Source organism: Natrialba chahannaoensis JCM 10990 (assembly GCF_000337135.1).
Taxonomy (GTDB): domain Archaea; phylum Halobacteriota; class Halobacteria; order Halobacteriales; family Natrialbaceae; genus Natrialba; species Natrialba chahannaoensis.
Genome location: NZ_AOIN01000056.1, coordinates 118,866 through 138,928 on the forward strand (window position 1 = coordinate 118,866; position 20,063 = coordinate 138,928).

A 20,063-nucleotide genomic window follows, 5' to 3' on the forward strand; every position below is an offset into this window, starting at 1 on the left:
AGGCGGCGAACTGTCGGACCTGCCAGAAATCGCAACCAGGTGCCGAATCCATCTCTCGCTATACGCTCCGACAGTCCGAACAGACGAGTTGGCCGTTCGAATCCCAGAGTTCGTCCGCGAGCGAGCCGCAGGTCTCACAGACCCCCTGCGTCGAGTACTCGTCGCCGCCGTTTGGCTGAATCTGGTCCTGTGGCTCGCGATCGGTCCCAGTGAGCGGCATGGCTGCAAGCCGCTCGTCGGCGGGCTCCTGTTCGGAGAGCCCGCTGGCCGCTGTGTTGTCCGACTGAGTACGGGTCCGAGACTGCGTCGTCGGCTGGAACGAGCCCGCAGCAGCGATGATATCGCGCTGGGTGACGAGCCCCAGCACCTCGTCATTGCTGTCGACGACGAGATTCCGGATGCTCTCGCGAGCCATGATCGTCGCCGCGTCCGGCACCGACTGCGTCGGTTCGACTGTAATCACCGGTGCGGTCATGATTTCGCCGACAGTCGTCTCCGCCGGGTCACCTCCGTTCTCGACGAGGCCGAGCACGTCCCATTCGGTCATGATTCCGACCGGATCGGAGCCACGGACGACGAGCACACAGCCCGTCTGTTCTGCACGCATTAGTGAAACTGCACCTTGAACAGTGTCCGACTCGCTCACACCGACGTATTCGCTCGTCAAGACGTCCCTGACCGACAGTTCTGATTCCATATGTGAATGAACCGCGTGGTCGGGCTAAAAACTACCTCCACTACACTTAAGCAGCCAGCCGGCGAAGTTCTGTGCTTGCGGGACAGACCAACCGACTACTGTCGTTCACAATAGCCGCTACTCTCGCTTTGACCTGTTCTTACTCCCACTCGAGTTCAACACGCGTCCCGTCAGCCCGACACGTCTCGAGTGCGTGCTTTGCGTCGAAGCCAGCGTCGTGGGCGTTCTCGCCGCGGCCGACGCCGACCTGGAGTTCGACGTCAACGGCCTCTTCGACGTGGTAGATGGCGTCCTCGTAGTCACCCTCGGTGAGGTCGGGACAGGCGACGATAATATTGTCGCCGCCGACGAAGAAGGAGAGACTGTTGTGGGCGCGACGCATGTGGCGCATGAGTTCGGCATAGCCCTGTTCGATCTCGATGAACGTGTCGAACGCGTTGAGCTCGTCGGTGTAGTTGCCGGTCGCGTCGATGACGTCGAAGTGAGCGATCTGGACGTCGTCGGTGGTTCGGTGGCCGTCGTCGATCGTCCGGCCGTCGAGACACTCTCGGCGGCTTTTGTCCTGTGCACTGCCGGCTTCCTGGACCAGCGCGGTTGCATCGGCGAGCGCCTGCACGGGAGTGGTTCCCGTCGCGACGCCGAGACTGAGCGTCACGGGATACCGGTTGCCGACGGACTCCTGGAGGAGTTCGTGGTCGTCCATCGACAGCCCGTTGGTCACCGCGATGATGTTGTCGAAGCGAGTGAAGAAGGTGTAGCCGCCGCGGTTGCCGACGAACTGAGAGATGTCGGCATAGAGGCGAGATTGCAACGTCTGGAGGTCGGCCTCGCGTCGCGGCTCCGGCGTCACGGTCCACGGTCCGTAGTTGTCGATCTGAACGAGCGTTACCTGCGTGTTAGTCACGGTGCCCGAAGATTTCGGCCACCGTCGTATAAGTGATACGTAATCCAGATTCGTGATGTGCCCTATGGTATCATGGGGCTGTCAATCAGCGCAGGAAGCTGGCTGCTGAACGCAAACAGGAACAGAGACAGAACAGAGACCGCACTCAGGCGCGCTTCTTCTCCGGGTTGGCTCCCTTCGGGTGGTACTCCCAGAAGTCACCCTCGCGCATCGCCGCACCGACTGCCTTGTGCATGTCCGTAATCGTCTCGAACTCCGACTGATCGACGTACTCGAAGATGTCGCTGAGTGAAACGACTCGCTGGTAGTTGACCCGAATTGGGTCGTCGCCGTACTCCGCGACGAACTCGTCTCGCTCGAGTGGGAAGTCCTCCTCCTCGTCGACCTTCTTGGCGATGATCGCCATGTCGTACTTGCGCATCCCCTCGCTGCCTTCCTCCCCGTCAGGGTCGTGTGGCCAGTCCGAACTCATACTCGGACGTGTGTGTGGGTCCCGCAAAAGGGTTACCTTATTCGCGGCGCTTGCCGCTCGCCTCCCCAACGGCAAGGAGCAGTACACACGTGGAAGACACAGAGCATTGTGAACCCGAACCATACCGTCCACACGTTCAAGAACGAACGCCACCCACTCGGCGTATGACTACAGAACTTGTCGAAGCCAACGCAGAGGACCTCGACGACCTCGTTACACGCTGGTACGCACTCGCAACGGCGATGGAACCCTACGATGAACTGAATGAACTCGAGTACACCGCCCTCGATGACGTTCCTGACGACGGCTTTCGGGCGCATCTCGACGACGAGTCGATCACCGACTATCTGATCGTCCACGAAGACACCACTATCGGCTTCGTCACGCTTCGTGAGGGCTCTCACCCGTCGCGGCGCTACTCGAAGTATCTCCGTATCGTGAACCTCGCGATTGACGAGACACATCGGAATCAGGGCCACGGCTCGCGGGTTATCGAGCGCGTGCGAGCGCTGGCCCGCGATCGCGGCTGTGACCATCTGAAGGAGTCCTGTGAGTGGCACAACGAGGATGCGCGTCGCTTCTACCGTGAGGTGGGCTTCCGACAGAAGCAGGTCGATTACGCGGAGCCACTGGAGTGACGCGGTTTCTTCCCGTAGCGTAGACGGTCTGACGCCGATGAGGATGCGTCTCAATCGGCTCAACTACTCGGCTCGCGAAACGGATTGTGCTGCGGACGGCTGAACAGCAACGACACGAAGCCGACGGTAGTCCGCGATCCACGTCCCACCGACGAAGTACTCGTCGCGAAGTCGGTACTCGACCACCGCAATCATATGCGTTCGCCTTCTGGCACCGTCGCGAGTAGCCTATCACCAAACATCGCAAGCCACGAGGCCAACCCGTCCGCTCTGCCGTCGAGTTCCGTCGACCTCGAACAGCGTCGCATACCGGACCTCGAAGCCGTTGGACTCGAGTACGGTCGCGTACTCGCCGACGCTTGGAAAGTACCACGGGGAGTCGACCTCGTAGCCGTGTTCGCTAGCGGCCGCGCGTACCGCGTCAACGATTGACTGCACGTTGCCGACGCCACCGAGTTCGGCGACGAACCGGCCGCCCGGTCGCAGCGACGCCGCGACGGAGTCGAGAACAGCGTCCTGTTCGGGAATCCAGTGCAGTGCTGCGTTCGAGAAGACAGCGTCGAAGTCAGTCTCGAAGGCGAACTCGCGCGCGTCTGCGCGGACGAACTCGCGGTCGGGATAGCGCTCGCGGGCCTCGGCGAGCATCTCTGCGGAGGCGTCGAGTCCGACGATGTCAGCGCCGCTTCGGGCGATCTGGTTGGTCAGGTGGCCGGTCCCACAGCCGAGGTCGAGGATTCGTTCGTCCGGCGCTGGCTCCAGCAGGTCGACGATGTCCTCACCGTATTCGAAGACGAACGAGTGGTCTCCGTCGTAGGAGGTGCTGTCCCACTCAGTGTCCGTGCAGTCGCGTGGTGACATATCCGGAGCAAGGGCGCGCCTTACGTATCAGTAGTCATGTGTGTCAACATGGAACAGAATCAAACCAGGAAACTGAAAACCGGGCATCAGGCCCAAGCTGTGGCCGTTGCCAGTCTGTTGTCGTTTCCAGTCTGTCGTCGTTGCCAGTCTGTTACCGTTGTCAGCTAGTCGTCGGCCGCCTGCTCGGCATCCGTCGTCGTCTCATCCGAGCCGAGCACTTCCTCGCGGTGCTCGTCGAGCAACGGCGCGCGGCCGCGCGGCTGCGGCGGCGTCTCGGTCATTTTAATTGGCGAGCCCGCAATCTCCACTTCTTCGTCCGTTCCCGGCTGTTCCACCGGCACGAGCATCTCTCGCGTTTCGACGTGTGGATCCTCGAAAATCTCCTCAGTGGTCTGGACTGGCGCGACAGGGACCCGGCCCTCGAGTGCACCCACGAGTTCGTCGTTGGTCAGTCCGCTGGCCCAGTCGGCGATTTCCTCGCGCAGCGACACCCGATTTTCGAGGCGCTCTGCGGCGGTGGAGTACGTCTCGGCAAGGTCCTCGCGGCCCATCGTGTCGCAGACTTCGTTCCAGTGGTTGGTTCCGAAGGCGGCGATGACGGCGTGGCCGTCCGCGGTTTCGAACGCGTCGTAAGGGAACAGCGTCGGGTGGGAGTTTCCCCGTCTGGAGGGAGCCTCACCGGTGTAGGACTGCTGGTAGATGGCGCGCTCGGTCAGGCTGAGCATGGAGTCGTACATGCCGGTGTCGACGTACTGGCCCTCGCCAGTCTGTTCGCGGTGATTGACCGCGGCGAGGATGCCGATACAGTTCAGCGTGGCCGTGAAAAGGTCGCCGATGCCGGGACCGACCTTCGTCGGCGGCCCGTCCTCCTGGCCGGTGATCTCCATGACGCCGCCGAGCGCCTGCGCGATGAGGTCGAAGGAAGGCTGGCCCTGTCGGTCCGTCTCGCCCGTGCGCGGATCGCCGAAGCCACGGATCGAGGAGTAGATCAGTTGCGGGTTGTACTCGGTGAGCGTTTCGTAACCCAGATCGTACTTCTCCATCGTACCCGCGCGATAGTTCTCGACGACGATGTCGGCTTCCTCGACCAGCGAGAGGAAGTCCGCGCGGTCCTCGTCGTCGTTGAAATCGAGTTCGATGCTGCGCTTGCCGCGGTTGACGCTCTGGAAGTAACCGCCGTAGGCCTCTTCCCCAGGGTCGTCGACGAACGGCGGGTTCGAGCGGATGAGGTCGCCACCGGGTCGTTCGATCTTGACCACGTCGGCACCCATGTCCGCGAGTAACATCGTACAGTACGGGCCCGCGAGGACCTGCGTCAGATCCAGCACGCGCAGATTCGAGAGTGCGCCCATGGTGGTGTCGTTGCGATACCGATATCTAAACCTTTACCATTGATCATGTAGGTGTGGACTTGTGACATTGAGGGGCTGTTAAGGTGTTTAAGGAATATTATCATGGAAGATCATTAACTTTATACCGAAGTCCATCATGGTTCTGCATACGATGTCCCAAACGGTCGTCCTCGGCGTGATCGGCTCTGACGCCCACGTCGTCGGCATTACGATCCTCGAGCAGGCATTCAGTGCAGCTGGCTTCGACGTCATCAACCTCGGCGTCCAGACCTCCCAGGAGGACTTCGCCGAGGCCGCAGTAGCACACGATGCTGAGGCCGTACTGGTCTCCTCGCTCTACGGACACGCCGAGCAGGACTGCCAGGGATTCCACGACGTGCTCGACGACCAGGGTGTCGATGCACTCACCTATATCGGCGGCAACCTTGCTGTCGGGCAGGACGACTTCGAGCAGACGCGGGAAACGTTCGAAAACCTCGGCTTCGACCGGGTCTTCGACTCCGAAACTGATCCCGAAGAGGCGATCGCTGCGCTCAGACAGGACCTCCAGATCACGACAACGGAGGCCGAGCGCGCGACCATCAGCTCATAGAGGCCCGATGATACGAGACGAACGCATTCCAGCCGACGAGCTACGGCGTATCGACGACGAAATCCGGTCCGACTGGCCGACGGGGGACGCAGTCGACTTCGAGGAAGCCATCGCCTACCACGAGTCACTGCCCGCCCACAAACACTTCGCTGACGTCCTCGAGACCGCGGACAAGCCGCTCTTGCAGCCACGAGCCGGCGTCCCGCGACTCGACGACCAGATCGAGCTACTCGAGTACCTCCACGAATCGGGACAGGCGGACCTCCTGCCAACCACGATCGACTCGTACACGCGCGATAACGAGTACGGAAAGGCACAGGAGGGACTCGAGAAGGCCCGCGAGACCGGCGAGGACACCCTCAACGGGTTTCCGGCGGTCAACCACGGCGTGGAGGGCTGTCGGGATCTGATCGAGGCGATCGACGCCCCGATCGAGGTTCGCCACGGCACGCCCGACGCGCGCTTGCTGGCGGCGATCACCTTCGCTGGCGGCTTCCAGAGCTTCGAGGGCGGGCCGATCTCCTACAACATTCCGTATACGAAACGCCACGGACTCGAGGAGACCATCGAGAAGTGGCAGTTCGTCGACCGGCTCGCAGGTGCCTACACGGAGCGCGGAGTGCGGATCAACCGCGAGCCGTTCGGCCCCCTGACCGGCACGCTGGTTCCGCCATCGATCGCGATCGCGATCATGATCGTCGAGGGCCAGCTCGCTGCGACGCAGGGCGTGCGCTCGATCACCCTCGGCTACGGACAGGTCGGCAACGTCGTGCAGGACGTTGCGGCCCTGAACGCACTCCAGAAGCTTGGCGACGAGTACCTGCCCGACGAGGTCGTCGTCACGACCGTTTTCCACGAGTGGATGGGTGGCTTCCCGCCGGACGAGGCCCGCGCCAACGGCGTGATCAGCCTCGGCGGAATGACGGCCGCGATTGCACAGCCAGACAAGGTCATCACGAAGTCGCCCCAGGAGTTCCAGGGTGTGCCGACGAAGGAAGCGAACGCCTCAGGCCTGCGCACGACGCGCCAGGTCATCGATATGGCGATCGAACAGGAGATCGCCATTGACGGCATCGCGGAGGAACAAGATCTGATCGAGCGCGAGACCCGGTGTCTGATGGACACCATCTTCGAGCACGGCGACGGCGATGTCGTCCAGGGAACCATCAAGGCGTTCGACTCCGGGGCGCTCGACGTGCCGTTCGCACCGAGTGACAGCGCGCGAGGAGCGGTCCTCCCGGCTCGCGACGACGACGGTCGCGTCCGCATCTTCGAGTGGGCCGACCTCGCGATGGACGACGACATCAAGGAGATCCACAAGGCCAGACTCTCGCGGCGCGCGGACACCGAGGGCCGCGATCAGTCGTTCCGCATGGTCGCAGACGACGTCGACGCGATCAGCGACGGCAAACTCATCGGTCGCCCGCAAAACGCGGGGGACGTCTAAGAACACGACTACGACGCACATACATCGAAAATGCAGATTACAGACATCCACGCGACGCCCGGTTACTCCGGGTTCTTCTTCGACGACCAACGCGCGATCAAACAGGGTGCCGAACAGGACGGGTTCACCTACGACGGCGAGCCCATCACCGACGGCTTCGAGGAAATCCGCCAGGCTGGCGAGACACTCATCGTCGACATCGAACTCGCCGACGGAACCACTCACCGCGGCGACTGCGCCGCAGTCCAGTACTCCGGCACGGGCGGACGCGATCCACTCTTTCAGGCTGCGGAGTACGCCCCCGTCGTCGAGGGCCCTGTCGCCGAGGCGCTTGCCGGACGCAACGCGACCGAGTTCCTCGCGAACGCGGACTTACTTGAGGACCTCGAGATCGGCGACGATCGACTCCACACCGCGATCCGCTACGGCGTCTCCCAGGCGCTGCTCGCCGCCGCGGCCACAGCCCAGGGAACGAGCCAGACCGATGTCCTCGCCGACGCGCTCGGCACGGAACCTGCGAGCGAACCGGTGCCCGTCTTCGGCCAGTCCGGCGACAACCGCTACGCCAACACCGAGAAGATGTTTATCAAAGGCGTCCCCGTCCTCCCGCACGCGCTGATCAACAGCGTCGAGAAGATTGGGGAAGACGGAGAGACGCTACTCGAGTACGTCGAGTGGCTCACCGAACGCTCGCAGGAACTCGGCCCCGATGGTTACGAGCCGCGATTCCACATCGACGTCTACGGCATGATCGGCGAGGTGTTCGGCGCACCCTACGACCGCGACGAGGTGATTGACTACTTCGCGGCCCTCGAGACGGCCGCCGCGCCGTATCCGATTCAGATCGAGGGGCCGATGGACGCGGGGAGTCGCGAGGCACAGATCGAGGCGATGGTCGAACTCCGCACAGGACTGCAAGAAGCCGGCGTCGGCGTCGACATCGTCGCCGACGAGTGGTGTAACACCTTCGAGGACGTGCAGGCGTTCGTCGACGCCGGCGCGGCCGACGTCGTACAGATCAAGACGCCCGACCTCGGTGGGATCCACCGCAGCGGACAGGCCGTTCGGTACTGTGAGGGCACCGAGACCCGCGCCTATCTCGGCGGGACCTGCAACGAAACGGAAACGTCCGCACGCGCCTGCGCACACGTCGCGATCGCGACGGATGCCGCACAGGTGCTCGCAAAGCCCGGCATGGGGTTCGACGAGGGCTACATGATCGTCGAAAACGAGATGCGACGGACCATCGCCCGCCGGAACCGTGAGCAGACCACAGAGACAGAGACTGACGAAATCACTGCAGATGACTAGGGAATCACAACGGGAGTCCGACACCGACACCGATACCGGGAGCAGAGAGCAACCCGAACCGCGACCGATTGACTGGACCGATCCCGACACGTTCGCACAGGCACTCGAGCAGGTCGAGACGAAGGAGAAGGGGAACTACTTCGAGGATTTCGCGGAAGGCGACCTCCTCGAGCACGACCCCGGACTCACGCTCACCCGCTGGGGCAACGAGTCGTGGCTGAGCCAGACGCTCAATCACGATCCGGCCTACTGGCGCACGGACGCCGCCGCGGAGCGCGGCTTCGACGAACCGCCGATCCACCCGGACTATCTCACCGCTGCCACACTCGGCATCACCGTCGAAGACCTGAGCGAGAAGGGGGGCTACTTCCTCGGCCGGACAGACGTCCGGTTCCCCGGCACGCCGGTCTACGCGGGCACCGAACTCCACGTCGAAAGCGAGGTCGTCTCGACGGCGACCTCGGGTTCCCGGCCCGAATTCGGGATCGTGACGTGGCGCACACGCGGCACGGACGCCCAGACGGGTGACGTGCTCTGCTCGTACGAACGGACGAACATGATTCCGCGGCGAGAGCCGGTTGCGACGGACGGCGGCGCTGCCACGGCGGAATCAGACGAGGAAGACGACGAACCGACGCTCCCCGAAACGTTCGTCACCCCCGACGGCGGCTACTTCGAGGATTTCGTCGAGGCACTCGAGACGGTCGACGACGAGAACGCCGCAGTTGCCTATCGCCACGAGCGCGGGCGCACACAGGACGACGTAACCGTCGCCTCCCTGCCGCTCGCGACGCTGAATACGGCCAAGCAACACCACAATATCGACGTGATGGCAGACTCGCCGTCGGGTGATATCGTCACCTACGGCGATGTGACCCGCTCGACCGCGCTCGGCCACGCGCGCTCGGACGAACAGACCTGGCGCGAGGTCGGCTTCGACGACGAGCAGTTCCACACGTTCGTCGCGGCCGGCGACACCGTCTACGCGTTCACGCGCGTCCTTGCCGCTGAAGACGATGCGTCCACCGACGCAGCGGGTACGGTCCGGTTCGAACACATCGCGTTCAACCAGGACGACGAACCCGTCTACTCGGGGACCAGAACAGCGGAAATCCAGAAGCGAACAGCCTAACGAGTCCGTGCGACCACGCTTCCAACAGACGACACGCAACCACACCAGACGACACACCTCAAACCAAACATGACCGACGACATCCGACTCTGCCGAACCTTCCAGACCGCACCGGCCGCCGTTCCCAAAGACGACTCGGCGAAGTACCTCGTCTCCGGCCTCGCAGCCGAGGGCTTCCAAGCACCCGACTGGCTCGTCCCCGACTTAGAGGACGGCACCGCACCCGATATGAAAGCCGAAGGCCTGGAGAACACCATCGACCGCGTGCCCGAGTACGACTTCCCCGGCGAAATCTGGCCCCGCGTCGAGTGGAGCTACGAGGATGAAGTGTATCGTGAGAAAGGGCGGAACCAGATCGACCAGCTCGTCGCCGAACTCGGCGACGAAATCGAGGGCGTCGTCGTCCCCAAGGTCGGCCGACTCGAGGACGTGAAACGCGCCGCCGAGGTTGTCGCCGAGGCCGAATCCGAACACGGCTATCCCGACGGTTCGATCGGTCTTTCGATCATCATCGAGACGGGACGCGCGAAGTCCGATCTCCGGAAGATCGCAAAATTCGGCGAGGACTCCCGACTCACTGCGCTCGTTTTCGGTCCCGTCGACTACACCGCCGAACTCGGCGGCCGCGACCTCGGTGACGGTCGCCCGCGCTGGGACGGCCTTCTCGAGGAGCTCTCGAACGAAGCCAGCGCCGGCGACTTACTCTCGATCGGCGGCCCGTTCGACGACCTGTTCAAAGAACGCGCCGGGCTGACCTACTACAACGCCGACGCCTACGCGGATCAGGTCGAACACGAAGCGCACCTCGGTCTCGACGGCTCCTGGTCGCTCTATCCCAAGCAGACCATCCAGGCCAACACGATACACATGCCGACATCCGAGGAACTCGAGCGCGACGTGAGCAAGATCGAACGATTCAACGAGGCCAAACGCGAGGGCACCGGTGCCGTGACGCTCGACGGCCAGATGGTCGACGAAGCCACGTTCAAGGTCTTCCGTAACACGATCCAGCAGGTCCGCGCCATCGACGAGACGCGGCCCGCCCAGACGGAGGAACACTACGACGACGCACTGCTGGAGCGCGCGCGGGAACTCGAGTTGTCCTACCGGTAGCACACTTCTCGCGCCTCCGGTCGCGGTGTATAGCGTCGACAGAACGACCGTTCTTCGGGAGTTCGTTTTTCTACGCGCTGGTGTTGGGGCTGGTAACGTTGATTTCGTACCACGCTAGCAACGTACAGCCGAGGAGCACGGCGAGGCCGGCTAATCCTGCAACGAGAACGATCTGGACAGCACGATCGTGCCCAAAGCGCGAAGCGAAAACACTTCAGGTGATCGATGGCTCCGACCGAATCTGGTATGGTCATTGTAACTGGAAAACCTCTACACTCGTGAGACACCGTTCTACAATTCGGAACTCGCTCGAACTCGCTCCGGCGAGTTCCTCGTCGCATTCATCCTGTTCACCGTTATATTGCTTAGCATCAATCAGATCGGTTGTGTATTTCCGACTGTCGGGTATAGAATTTCAATCTATACCATACCCAAAATCACATCCAATAGTATTAAATACCAATACAATAAATGGTTGCTTGAAATGCCGAAGAAGACAAGAGACAAATTGGGTATGAAGCGTTCAGGTGTTAGTCGACGGTCACTACTTGCGTCATCGTCAGCATTAGTGACTTACGGTCTTATTTCAGGATCTGCGGTTGCAAATAATGGCTTGGAAACAACAGTGCGACTGCGAGGTTCAAAACAAACCCCTCTATCAAAAAAGGAGATTGAAAAAGGACGTGCAAACGCGATTGAAAAATATCTCAATGATGGTGAATTAAGTGAATACGGTCTCAAACGCCTTGATAATCTCTCTGGCAATGTTGATTTGGTGGGGTATAATTTGGTAATTGGTGAACACGGGCATGTTTCTGAGAATTATGTGGAGTCTATCTCGTCAACTGTTTTATCAAATGATGAAGATGCGAAAGAAGACGTTGGATTGAATGAGAAACGCGCTGCTGATATCGCTGATGAGATGTTATCTGAGACGCTTGATAAACAAAGCCGTATGAAGCAGTCTCAGGTAACATCTAGCAATACTAATGATTTCGATTATGATTGGGATGATCTACGACACTTGCCAGGTAACGGTGTCGATGTTTCTCTTTGGTCGGAACAACCTCATTATGGAAACATCAAGCGAATGCATGAGGTCCGTGGGATTCCTGACGAAAGTGATCAATATGCAGTTCGTGCAGAGGTGAAGATGAATTCTGGCTATAACCTTTGTAATAACAGGGACGACAGTGATTACTGCCGTACTGCAAGTGCAGAATACCGGAATAGGAATTGCGAGATTGAAGTAGACTGGGGAAGTGGGAGTAATATTGGTGCGGGTGATGTTGCCCCTCAAAACGAAATCGATGATGGTACACAAGTCACATTCGGTGGGTCTATCACTGATAGTTCTATTGGAGCTAATTATTCTATTAGTGAAAGCGCAAACACTCTTGAAGAGACCTCTGACACAAGCACAGGGGTCGCTGCGCATTATGTGAGTCTTCGCCCAACCACATCAGCCGGTCGAACTATCGCACAGTTCCAATCCTATAGCACAGGTGAAGTAGAAGGCGATTGTACCTGTGGGAAAGACATAGTTGATGTTACAGTGAGTCCGAGATGGGATAAGCCTCTTAGGCCATATCGTTCACCGCCGTATTGGAACCGCAACCCCGATGAGGCGGACGATGTCACGGATACGCTTGCTACATATTGTGGTTGCTATCCGGGAGGATAAGTACGCCAGAGATATGGAAGGAAAACTTCGGATACGCTTGCTGCATACTAGGCCACCTCAAATAATCAAATTACAAAAACAGTACTTTTAACATAATATGAAAGGATTGAAGTTAGTGATATTTGGGCTTCAGATGTCTCTTATAGGGGCTCTTTTCCCAAATGAGATACATTGGGGGTTTGTATATTTCGGGATGATAATTTCTATTATTGGGATCGTTATCAATGATCGCAATGGGGAATCACATGATAAATCAGGAGATGATTAGCTATAGGGGTCTGGCGAATCGCCAGACTGTGCGGACTTTGGCCGTCAAATCTAGGAAGGTAAAGCGGGAAACGGCGGATGCTCTATTCCAAAATTTCCCCGTTTCACTAGAGAATAATGACGATGGCTAAAAGTGCTGTTGGTGGTTGAGGCGAATCCACCGCCACCTTCCAGGACGGGGTTTCGTCTCCATAACCGGTAACAACCCGAGGAATCGGCACAATCCCACCAGTGAAGCGGAAGATTTGTGTCGTAGGCAACCGATCTTCTCATTTCAACTCCTTTGATTTAGCGACCTATCCGACGGCGTCTAGTGATTCAACAGAACTCCTGAGACGTCGTTGTATGAATTCATCACGTTGGGTCAATCATTTGGGTAAGAGTAATTCGAAGATCACCAAGCAGGTATCTGGGAGCCCTATAATCGCGAGAAAGCGGTGGGGATGGGATTTGAACCACGGTCGGAGCAAAGCTCCTCCCTGATTCAAATCCCAACGTATCCGCTTTGCTCCTCACGTATTGTTCGTCGCAAAAGCGGTGGGGATGGGATTTGAACCACCTGAACTTCGGTCGCAGTGCTCCCTCGTTCCGTAATTCAAATCCCAACGTGACGTGTTCCGCTCACAGACTCCTCGCTTCGCTCGTCGTTGTTGTTCGCGGAAAACGGTGGGGATGGGATTTGAACCCATGAGGCTTGACAGCCACCTGCTCTCAAGGCAGGCGCGTTGGGCCGCTCTGCCACCCCACCTCACATGCGTCTTCCTCGTGCGTTCAAAAAGGGTTATCGGTTACGACCGCTCGAGTTGCTCGTCATCGCCAACCGAAAGTCCCAGGTCAGACACGACCGCTGCTGTCGCCTCTGCATTCAATCGCCCGGCCTGTTCGCGGGCTTCGAGCATCGCGAGCGTCGCGCACAACCCCGTCTCGGTCCCGATCGTCGGGAGCATCGGTGCAAATCCGATTCTGTGGTCTGCAGCGGCTGCCTGCGTCGCAAGCGTCGATACCGAGGGCGTCTCGTAGGCGTCGGTGAAATCGATCGGGTCGCTGAAGCCCGCGAAGTACGCCCGGCCGTTCGATGACGGACCGATCACGGTGTCGTGGCGGCGCAGCGACATCGCCGCCCCGTCGATTTCGGTCCGGGCGACCAGCGGCACCGTCGGCTCGAGTACCCCCACGGCGTCAGCCCCCTCGCGCTCGAGAAGGTGGGTGACGGTGTTGCCGATGCGCGCTGCGTGTGTGGAGCCGACCTGGCGTTCGAATCGGACGGGGGTAGTGTCGTCGTCTGCACTGTCGGCAGCGGCGACCGACTCGAGTGCATCCGCAGCGAGCGTTCGGACTGCGGCTTCGGTGTCGGCGTCTTCGTCGACGAACTCGGCGGGAAGTGTGTCCTCGTCGCGGTAGTTGAGCAGTACCTCGCCGCCGCTTTGCTCGGCAGCGCGGAGTGTATCGGTGACGGCGGCTTCGTAGAGCGCGACGGCGTCGGAGTCGGTGAATGGTGTCGATTCAACGAGCGACGACAGCACGAGTCCCGGGCGCGGCGGGTCGACGGGAACGACGACGATCATGTGCGGTGGTCGGAGCCGTGAACTCTTGAACGCGGCGTTTTGCTGGGCGCTCTGTCAGCGATATATCCTGCCAGAGTAATCTGGAACAGGACATATCGAACGGACTCATAACACGACAGCACCGCAAAACTCGGACGTATTATAATCGTGGAGTCTGTGCACTCGCATATGGCTACTCGATCACTTATGATTCCGGGACTGCTCGGCGCGCTGTCCGTCGGCGTGCTGGCCGTCCTCGGCGTCTACGGATTCGTCACTGGCTACCTACTCGAGTCCCCCGGTGCGTTGTTTGTGCCGACGATTGCGACGCTCGGGCTCACGGTGGTTGTCGTGGGAGTGTTGGTTGTTGTCGGCGCGCGCTCGAAGCGCTGGCGGCAGAATCCGTACTGGTAGTATAGCGCCTTCTCGCCCGTTCTTACCGTTCCTGCCGACCCTTCGTCTGGCGATAATCCGACGCCATCAGCGACGCGAAGTGCTCGACCCACGCCTGCGTCTGGTCCTGTGACTGCTCGCGCGGATCGATCATCGGAACCAGTTCGAAGCCACGGCCGCGGATCGTCGTCGCGTGTGCATCGGGCAGCGTCAACTCGTTCGCAGGCGTCGTGGTGTACTCGGTCCCGAGTTCGGCCAGCGCGCGCTCGCCAATCGGGATCAGAATCTCGGGGTTGATCATCCGAATCTCGGCGTTGAGGTAGGGCTCGCAGGTGTCAATCTCCTCGTCGGTCGGCGACCGCTCCGGATCGCGACAGCGCGTGAGATTCGTCAAGTACACGTTCTCGAGTGCGGGCCGATCTGCGGGCGAGGTCGCATCGCAGAGCGCGAGACGTTCGAGGATGCGACGGAGATCTGTCTCGGAGTCTGTGTCTCCATCCGACGATCGGGTCACCAGCGGAATCCCCGTCTCGTCGGCCGCCGCGGTCGGCCGCTCGCCGACAAACAGGAAGTCCGCGCCGACATCGCCGTAGCCGTGGACGACCTGCGTGCGTGTCTCGCAGAGTGACGGACAGTTCCGACACTCCTCGTCCATGCTAAACGGATTCGCCCACGTTTGCTGATTCGCGTCCACAGCGGGTACTCGAGTGGCGAGACTAAAAACGCCGCGACTGCCACTGTAGTGGGTCAGCGACCCAGACCGCCGCGCTCGTTGACCTCGAGAATGAACTTGACGTTGCGGATGATTTCCTCCGGAGACGTGTCTTCGGCCTCGTCGTAGAGGTCGCTAGTTCGGTAGAGGATGTTCGCGAGTTGCTTGCTCTCACTCGAGTCGCCGCGGACGTCGTCGGCGACGGCGCGGATGCGTTCGACGCGCTCTGGGTCTGGGGCAAACTCGCCCTCATCGGCGCTTTCGCCGCCGTCCGTCAGTACCGCTGTGTCTTCAGTCCCCGTCATTGATCCAGCGACGGCGTGTCGTGCTGTCGGCTCTGGGAGACGCCCTGCCGGTGGACGATTCCCGTGTTGTTCGCCACGTTCTGGGTGAGCGTTCGGAGTGCATCGCCCGTCTCGCTGTCGTCGTCGAGCACTGTCGGCTGGCCGCCGTCACCGCCCTCCCGAACCGCAGGATCGAGCGGGATCGAGCCCAGAAACGGCATCTCGTGGGTTTCGGCGAACTCCTTGCCGCCGCCGGAGCCGAAGATATCGTGCTCGCCGCCGCAGTCGGGACAGGCGAACGTCGACATGTTCTCGGCGATGCCCAATACGACGGTGTCGTGTTTGGCGAACATTTCGAGTCCCTTCCGGGCGTCGTCGAGCGCCACGTCCTGCGGAGTCGTGACGATGACCGCGCCCGTCACGGGCATGGTCTGGAGCATCGTTAGCTGCGTGTCGCCGGTCCCCGGCGGGAGGTCGACGACGAGGTAGTCGAGGTGGCCCCACTCGACGTCCTCCGTCAGCTGCGTGATGACCTTGTGGACCATCGGGCCGCGCCAGATGACCGGATCGTCCTTCCCGGTGAGGAATGCCATGCTCATCAGCTTCACGCCGTACTTCTCCGGCGGGACGAGTGTCTCGTCCTCGGTCGCCATCGGCGGCTCGTCGGCGTCGACCATCCGCGGCACGTTCGGCCCGTAGATGTCGGCGTCGAAGAGGCCGACGCGCGCGCCGAGTTGGGAGAGGCCGGCCGCGAGGTTGACCGCGACGGTCGACTTGCCGACGCCGCCCTTCCCGGAGGCGACGGCGATGATGTTCTTGACGTTCGGCAGCACCTGTTCGTCGGTTTCGAAGTCGTCTCGGTCGGGGATGCTCGCGGAGAGGTCCGGTTCGAGACCCTTACCCTCGAGTAGGCGGCGAATCTCGGCGGCGATATCGGATTCGGTTGGCGAGTAGGGTGCACCAAGTGCGAGATCGATGTCGACTGTGTCGCCTTCGACGGTAATCTCGTTGATCAGTCCGAGGGAGACGATGTCGTCGCCGAGTTCGGGATCCTCGACCGATCGGAGACGGTCGCGAACGGCGGCTTCGTCCATGTGCGAAGGTACTTCCGGGCGTCGAAAAGGGTTGTGTTCACCGGCGCAACCGCCGTCCTGCTTTGCTACGGGCTGAAATCGAACCGCGGACCGCCGTACGTCGGCGGATCCGGATCGAGTTCGACGCCTTGCTCGAAGCGCACGAAGTTGAGGTAGAACGGCCGACTACAGCCCTCGATCGGCTCTTCCATGAGATTGGTGACAGGGACCTCCTCGCCGCAGATGAACGCGATACCGTCGGCGGCCTCGCGGGTTTCGAAATCGTCGTCCGGAGTAGCGTACTCCCAGCCCGGCTGTGAGTGTTTCGTGACCGAGCGATCCGCGAGGTCGGGACCGCGCTCGATGCTGTGGACGGCGTCGCAGTAGGGACAGGTGTACCGGACGGTGATCGAAGGTGGAGCCGTCATTAGCGGTTCTAGGGCACCAGGAACCGTAAGCGTGCGGTCGCCGTTGTCGTTGTGCAACGATAGCGGAGCCGAATCGTTTACCGGCTGGCGCTCTCAGGACTGTCTATGACTGAGCGCGAGGACGAAATCGGAACAGACTCCGAAACCGGGATCGAAACCGAGTTCGATCCCGAAAAGTTCGAAGAGAAGTACGTCTACTACTTCGAGGAACTCGAGACGGCCTACTCGAACGCCTACCAGCAACTGCACGGCCGGGTCGACTCCGAGGTGCTGCGCGCGATCGACCGACAGGTGTTGAGCGAGAGCGAGCCGATCTACGAGGGAGACGGCGAATTCAGCATCAATCTCCCCGAGAATCCGAGAGAACGGGCCGGTTCCGTCGGCGCTGATGACGAGCAGTTCGAGGCCGTCCTCTCCAAGTTCACCGATCGGATCGACGGTGAGTTGCGGCGGATATTCGGGTTCGAACGCAGTGAGCGGTGAGGGGGGTCCGTTTTAACTCGCACGAAAATAGGACGGTGTCTTGTAGTACAATTGGTCATACTTAACAGCCAGAAGAATTATCAGTCAGGATGATGCGCGTCTCCTACCAGAATGCGAATCCAAAACAGGGGAACGAATCGACGCTTCTTCGGTTCACTGATGGTGAGACGCATGCCTGTATACTCATCGACTCGGGCGGCGGAGTCGACCTAGATCGGCTGCTCGGTCCCGACGAGTATCTTAACGCGATTCTCCTCACGCACGCACACATAGACCATTACCGAACTCTCGGCAAGAACGTTCGCCACAGCGCACCCATCTACACGTCACCCGCAACCGCGGCGGTTCTCGAGCAGTCGCTACCCGAAGCGCAGAAGGACAACGATCTTGGGAACGTTACTGCCGCCCTCGAGGCGGTCGAACCGATCGACGGCTGGGTATCCCTTCTCGACAGCCTCGATGTCCGACCTGTTCCCGCCGGGCACACTCCTGGCGGGGCAGGATTTTTGCTTCGATTTCGGGACGGATCTGGATCAGGCGCAACCGACAGTACGTTGCAGCCGACGGACCAGCACATCCTCGTGACGGGCGATTTCACGACGCAGCCCTGTGCCGGATACCCGCCACTGGCTCGCTCGTATCCGTTCGATATCGACGCTGTCTTTCTCAACGTTCCGACGAGTGACGACACCGTCGAGACACGAAATAAAGCGGTCCGGACGATTCTCGAGCGGGCATACGGCGGGTCACGCGTTGTTCTCGCCACGAGTTCGTTGACTGGCGTTCAGTACGCCGTCTTGCTCGCGCAGATCGCGACGGATCTCGACCGCCAACTGCCGATAACACTCGTCGGGCAAACGGCACGAGTCTACGACGCACTGGCGCTCGACATTCCTGGCATCGAGACGCGTGAAGTGTTCGATCAGGCGTCGACTGTCCTCGACCACGGAGCGATTACCATTGGTGGTCCAGACGATCCGACGACGGGGAGCGCGAAACGACTATTGATCGAAATCCACGACGAGCCGGCCGACGTGTTCGTCCAACTCACGGCAGGGAGCGCCGATGCAGTGTCGAACGCGAACTGTACGACACACTATTTCGAAGTGAGTAACCATCCGTCGGTGGACGTGATCGACGACCTCGTTCGTGGATTGGCTCCGAAGCAAGTTATCGTCAAACACGCGAACCGGTATGGACTCAGAACGTTTCAGCGACGATACGATCGCTGCTTTACATGGGGTGTCGACGACCGAAATGAACACGTTCTCTACGAAGACAACGAGTGGAACGCCCCGGAATGGATCGGCGAGGTGACGGCGAGGAGAATCCGACAGAAGCAGTGGAACGCCCAGCAGACCCACTCGTTCTCAACACCGGCAAATGAACTCTCTATCGGTCGCACGCGTGTCGACCTCCAGGCCGAGGGCATCGATGTCGAGGCGATCGAATCGATGTTTGCGTTCCCGATTTCGAACCCGTACGACGAGGGTGCAACCGGGTCTGCCTCCCAAACTGAGCACGAACCCAACGCCGGTGAACCGGCTGCCGGCACTCGAGAGCACGATACATCGAGTGGCGACGAAGCGACGAAGGCGATCCCCGCCCGCGTTCTCGGTGATGGTGACGGCGAAACCGTACTCCACCTCCTCGAGCAAACGGAGCTCCGCCCTGGACAAGTGATCGACATCTCGATTCCGGATCAGAGGATTGAGGGTGAATCACAGACAGCCGGGTGTCAGTCACCGCCGCGATGAACACCACCCGGAACACCTTTTGCGCTTACGAGAATCCTTGCAGGTATGATCGACGAGACGGTCGAGGAGATTCAGGACATGCAGACGCACAGCTCCTCGGTAGTCGCGGTAAACGCGACGCGCGCACTCGAGGACCTGCTCGATCGCGAGTTCGCAACTGCCGAGGAGTACGTCCGCGCACTCGAGCGCAACGGCTCGGTGCTCCGGCGGGCGAACCCATCGCACGCCTCGCTCCAGAACGCGGTCCGAGAGGTCGTCACGAACGTCACCGACGCCGACCCCGAGACCGTCGAGGAGGCCAAGGAACTGACCCAAGAGCAGATCGATACTGTCGTCTCGCGGGTCGAGTCCGCCAAGGATCGCGCCGCGGAGAACGCAGTTGAGCACCTCGCTGACGGCGCGACGCTGCTGACGCACGATTACTCCTCGACCGTTCTCGAGGCGTTAGAGCAGGCGACGGCCGCGGGCAAGACCTTCGAGGTCTACGTCACCGAGGCCCGGCCCCGCTACATCGGTCGCAAGACGGTCCGCCAACTCGCGGATCTCGACGGCGTCGAACCGACACTGATCACGGACAGCGCGAACGGCTACTATTTAAAAGAGTGTGACCGCGTGATCGTCGGGATGGACTGTATCGTCGAGGATACGCTCTACAACCGCGTCGGCACGTTTCCGATCGCGACGACGGCGAACGAACTCGATGTGCCGGTGACGGTGCTCGGCTCGGCCTCGAAGCTGATTACGGAGGGCTTTGTCTTCGAAAACGAGTTCCGCTCGGCCAGCGAGGTCATGCCCGAACCCGCCGAAGGATTCGACGTACGGAATCCGGCCTACGACGCGACGCCAGTGTCGCTACTCGAGAGCGTGATTACGGACGAGGGGCGACAGACGTTCTGATTGACTGGGCCTTGGTTCCACTCGT

Annotated in this window: 20 protein-coding genes, 1 tRNA gene and 1 pseudogene; 11 read left to right on the forward strand and 11 right to left on the reverse strand. The window is 60.6% G+C overall.

From position 1 onward, the window contains the following. Nucleotides 1-58 precede the first annotated feature (58 nt). The 3 genes from C482_RS09545 to C482_RS09555 form a co-directional block, all read right to left on the reverse strand. Nucleotides 59-697 carry a CBS domain-containing protein gene (locus C482_RS09545; protein WP_006167365.1) on the reverse strand — a complete coding sequence of 213 codons (639 nt, stop codon included), beginning with the start codon at nucleotides 695-697 and terminating at the stop codon, nucleotides 59-61. A 139-nt stretch (nucleotides 698-836) separates the two neighbouring features. Further along, a complete protein-coding gene (locus C482_RS09550; RefSeq protein ID WP_006167367.1) occupies nucleotides 837-1,601 on the reverse strand; it encodes a GTP cyclohydrolase III in 765 nt (254 codons plus the stop codon). Nucleotides 1,602-1,746: 145 nt separating this feature from the next. Next, complete coding sequence (locus C482_RS09555) at nucleotides 1,747-2,073, reverse strand: DUF5785 family protein (protein ID WP_006167369.1); 327 nt, start codon at nucleotides 2,071-2,073, stop codon at nucleotides 1,747-1,749. Nucleotides 2,074-2,237: 164 nt separating this feature from the next. Between C482_RS09555 and C482_RS09560 the strand changes: the two genes are divergently transcribed. Beyond that, entirely contained in the window at nucleotides 2,238-2,711 is a 474-nt protein-coding gene (locus C482_RS09560; RefSeq protein WP_006167370.1) for a GNAT family N-acetyltransferase, read from the forward strand. Between the two features lie 63 nt (nucleotides 2,712-2,774). Here C482_RS09560 and C482_RS09565 read toward each other — a convergent pair. Then, a pseudogene (locus tag C482_RS09565) lies at nucleotides 2,775-3,569 on the reverse strand (class I SAM-dependent methyltransferase). Between the two features lie 164 nt (nucleotides 3,570-3,733). Next, nucleotides 3,734-4,921 carry a succinyl-CoA:mesaconate CoA-transferase gene (gene mct / locus C482_RS09570; RefSeq protein WP_006167373.1) on the reverse strand — a complete coding sequence of 396 codons (1,188 nt, stop codon included), beginning with the start codon at nucleotides 4,919-4,921 and terminating at the stop codon, nucleotides 3,734-3,736. A 136-nt stretch (nucleotides 4,922-5,057) separates the two neighbouring features. Between mct and glmS the strand changes: the two genes are divergently transcribed. From glmS to C482_RS21125, 6 genes are all read left to right on the forward strand, one after another. Further along, nucleotides 5,058-5,513: a methylaspartate mutase subunit S gene (gene glmS / locus C482_RS09575; RefSeq protein ID WP_049896606.1), complete on the forward strand. Its 456-nt coding sequence runs from the start codon at nucleotides 5,058-5,060 to the stop codon at nucleotides 5,511-5,513. Between the two features lie 7 nt (nucleotides 5,514-5,520). Next, nucleotides 5,521-6,960 carry a methylaspartate mutase subunit E gene (locus tag C482_RS09580; RefSeq protein ID WP_006167377.1) on the forward strand — a complete coding sequence of 480 codons (1,440 nt, stop codon included), beginning with the start codon at nucleotides 5,521-5,523 and terminating at the stop codon, nucleotides 6,958-6,960. A 30-nt stretch (nucleotides 6,961-6,990) separates the two neighbouring features. Next, nucleotides 6,991-8,271, forward strand: coding sequence for a methylaspartate ammonia-lyase (locus C482_RS09585; RefSeq protein ID WP_006167379.1), 1,281 nt, complete (start codon nucleotides 6,991-6,993; stop codon nucleotides 8,269-8,271). Beyond that, nucleotides 8,264-9,403, forward strand: a complete 1,140-nt coding sequence (gene mch / locus C482_RS09590) for a 2-methylfumaryl-CoA hydratase (RefSeq protein WP_006167381.1) — start codon at nucleotides 8,264-8,266, stop codon at nucleotides 9,401-9,403. Before C482_RS09585 ends, mch begins: the two co-directional genes overlap by 8 nt. Nucleotides 9,404-9,472: 69 nt before the next feature. Further along, entirely contained in the window at nucleotides 9,473-10,516 is a 1,044-nt protein-coding gene (citE, locus tag C482_RS09595) for an L-malyl-CoA/beta-methylmalyl-CoA lyase (RefSeq protein WP_006167382.1), read from the forward strand. A gap of 361 nt (nucleotides 10,517-10,877) precedes the next feature. Continuing rightward, complete coding sequence (locus C482_RS21125) at nucleotides 10,878-12,200, forward strand: hypothetical protein (protein WP_152421993.1); 1,323 nt, start codon at nucleotides 10,878-10,880, stop codon at nucleotides 12,198-12,200. A 931-nt stretch (nucleotides 12,201-13,131) separates the two neighbouring features. On the opposite strand, the gene C482_RS09600 is transcribed toward C482_RS21125, so the two are convergent. Both C482_RS09600 and C482_RS09605 read right to left on the reverse strand, forming a co-directional pair. Then, a tRNA-Ser gene (locus tag C482_RS09600) sits at nucleotides 13,132-13,215 on the reverse strand. Between the two features lie 40 nt (nucleotides 13,216-13,255). Continuing rightward, nucleotides 13,256-14,032, reverse strand: a complete 777-nt coding sequence (locus C482_RS09605; RefSeq protein ID WP_006167383.1) for a hypothetical protein — start codon at nucleotides 14,030-14,032, stop codon at nucleotides 13,256-13,258. A gap of 168 nt (nucleotides 14,033-14,200) precedes the next feature. On the opposite strand from C482_RS09605, the gene C482_RS09610 reads away from it, so the two are divergent. Beyond that, nucleotides 14,201-14,425 carry a hypothetical protein gene (locus C482_RS09610; RefSeq protein WP_049896607.1) on the forward strand — a complete coding sequence of 75 codons (225 nt, stop codon included), beginning with the start codon at nucleotides 14,201-14,203 and terminating at the stop codon, nucleotides 14,423-14,425. A gap of 22 nt (nucleotides 14,426-14,447) precedes the next feature. On the opposite strand, the gene C482_RS09615 is transcribed toward C482_RS09610, so the two are convergent. From C482_RS09615 to C482_RS09630, 4 genes are all read right to left on the reverse strand, one after another. After that, nucleotides 14,448-15,059, reverse strand: a complete 612-nt coding sequence (locus C482_RS09615) for a uracil-DNA glycosylase (protein ID WP_006167386.1) — start codon at nucleotides 15,057-15,059, stop codon at nucleotides 14,448-14,450. Between the two features lie 92 nt (nucleotides 15,060-15,151). Beyond that, entirely contained in the window at nucleotides 15,152-15,421 is a 270-nt protein-coding gene (locus C482_RS09620) for a hypothetical protein (RefSeq protein ID WP_006167387.1), read from the reverse strand. Continuing rightward, entirely contained in the window at nucleotides 15,418-16,494 is a 1,077-nt protein-coding gene (locus C482_RS09625; protein ID WP_006167389.1) for an Mrp/NBP35 family ATP-binding protein, read from the reverse strand. Before C482_RS09625 ends, C482_RS09620 begins: the two co-directional genes overlap by 4 nt. A 65-nt stretch (nucleotides 16,495-16,559) precedes the next feature. Continuing rightward, nucleotides 16,560-16,901 carry a hypothetical protein gene (locus C482_RS09630; protein WP_006167390.1) on the reverse strand — a complete coding sequence of 114 codons (342 nt, stop codon included), beginning with the start codon at nucleotides 16,899-16,901 and terminating at the stop codon, nucleotides 16,560-16,562. A 105-nt stretch (nucleotides 16,902-17,006) separates the two neighbouring features. Between C482_RS09630 and C482_RS09635 the strand changes: the two genes are divergently transcribed. From C482_RS09635 to C482_RS09645, 3 genes are all read left to right on the forward strand, one after another. Beyond that, nucleotides 17,007-17,384 carry a DUF5783 family protein gene (locus tag C482_RS09635; RefSeq protein WP_006167392.1) on the forward strand — a complete coding sequence of 126 codons (378 nt, stop codon included), beginning with the start codon at nucleotides 17,007-17,009 and terminating at the stop codon, nucleotides 17,382-17,384. A gap of 92 nt (nucleotides 17,385-17,476) precedes the next feature. Continuing rightward, the gene (locus tag C482_RS09640; RefSeq protein WP_049896608.1) at nucleotides 17,477-19,141 is read left to right on the forward strand and encodes an MBL fold metallo-hydrolase; all 1,665 of its coding nucleotides are present in this window, start codon (nucleotides 17,477-17,479) and stop codon (nucleotides 19,139-19,141) included. A gap of 45 nt (nucleotides 19,142-19,186) precedes the next feature. Then, nucleotides 19,187-20,038, forward strand: coding sequence for a translation initiation factor eIF-2B (locus C482_RS09645; protein ID WP_006167396.1), 852 nt, complete (start codon nucleotides 19,187-19,189; stop codon nucleotides 20,036-20,038). Nucleotides 20,039-20,063: the final 25 nt, after the last annotated feature.

Coding starts and splice junctions, on each gene's coding strand:
- glmS (WP_049896606.1), top strand. CDS start 5,058: ATGGTTCTGCATACGATGTCCCAAACGGTCGTCCTCGGCGTGATCGGC.
- C482_RS09630 (WP_006167390.1), bottom strand. CDS start 16,901: ATGACGGCTCCACCTTCGATCACCGTCCGGTACACCTGTCCCTACTGC.
- C482_RS09635 (WP_006167392.1), top strand. CDS start 17,007: ATGACTGAGCGCGAGGACGAAATCGGAACAGACTCCGAAACCGGGATC.
- C482_RS09560 (WP_006167370.1), top strand. CDS start 2,238: ATGACTACAGAACTTGTCGAAGCCAACGCAGAGGACCTCGACGACCTC.
- C482_RS09605 (WP_006167383.1), bottom strand. CDS start 14,032: ATGATCGTCGTCGTTCCCGTCGACCCGCCGCGCCCGGGACTCGTGCTG.
- C482_RS09610 (WP_049896607.1), top strand. CDS start 14,201: ATGGCTACTCGATCACTTATGATTCCGGGACTGCTCGGCGCGCTGTCC.
- C482_RS09645 (WP_006167396.1), top strand. CDS start 19,187: ATGATCGACGAGACGGTCGAGGAGATTCAGGACATGCAGACGCACAGC.
- C482_RS09615 (WP_006167386.1), bottom strand. CDS start 15,059: ATGGACGAGGAGTGTCGGAACTGTCCGTCACTCTGCGAGACACGCACG.
- C482_RS09555 (WP_006167369.1), bottom strand. CDS start 2,073: ATGAGTTCGGACTGGCCACACGACCCTGACGGGGAGGAAGGCAGCGAG.
- C482_RS09580 (WP_006167377.1), top strand. CDS start 5,521: ATGATACGAGACGAACGCATTCCAGCCGACGAGCTACGGCGTATCGAC.
- C482_RS09625 (WP_006167389.1), bottom strand. CDS start 16,494: ATGGACGAAGCCGCCGTTCGCGACCGTCTCCGATCGGTCGAGGATCCC.
- C482_RS09545 (WP_006167365.1), bottom strand. CDS start 697: ATGGAATCAGAACTGTCGGTCAGGGACGTCTTGACGAGCGAATACGTC.
- C482_RS09585 (WP_006167379.1), top strand. CDS start 6,991: ATGCAGATTACAGACATCCACGCGACGCCCGGTTACTCCGGGTTCTTC.
- C482_RS09640 (WP_049896608.1), top strand. CDS start 17,477: ATGCGCGTCTCCTACCAGAATGCGAATCCAAAACAGGGGAACGAATCG.
- C482_RS09620 (WP_006167387.1), bottom strand. CDS start 15,421: ATGACGGGGACTGAAGACACAGCGGTACTGACGGACGGCGGCGAAAGC.
- citE (WP_006167382.1), top strand. CDS start 9,473: ATGACCGACGACATCCGACTCTGCCGAACCTTCCAGACCGCACCGGCC.
- mch (WP_006167381.1), top strand. CDS start 8,264: ATGACTAGGGAATCACAACGGGAGTCCGACACCGACACCGATACCGGG.
- mct (WP_006167373.1), bottom strand. CDS start 4,921: ATGGGCGCACTCTCGAATCTGCGCGTGCTGGATCTGACGCAGGTCCTC.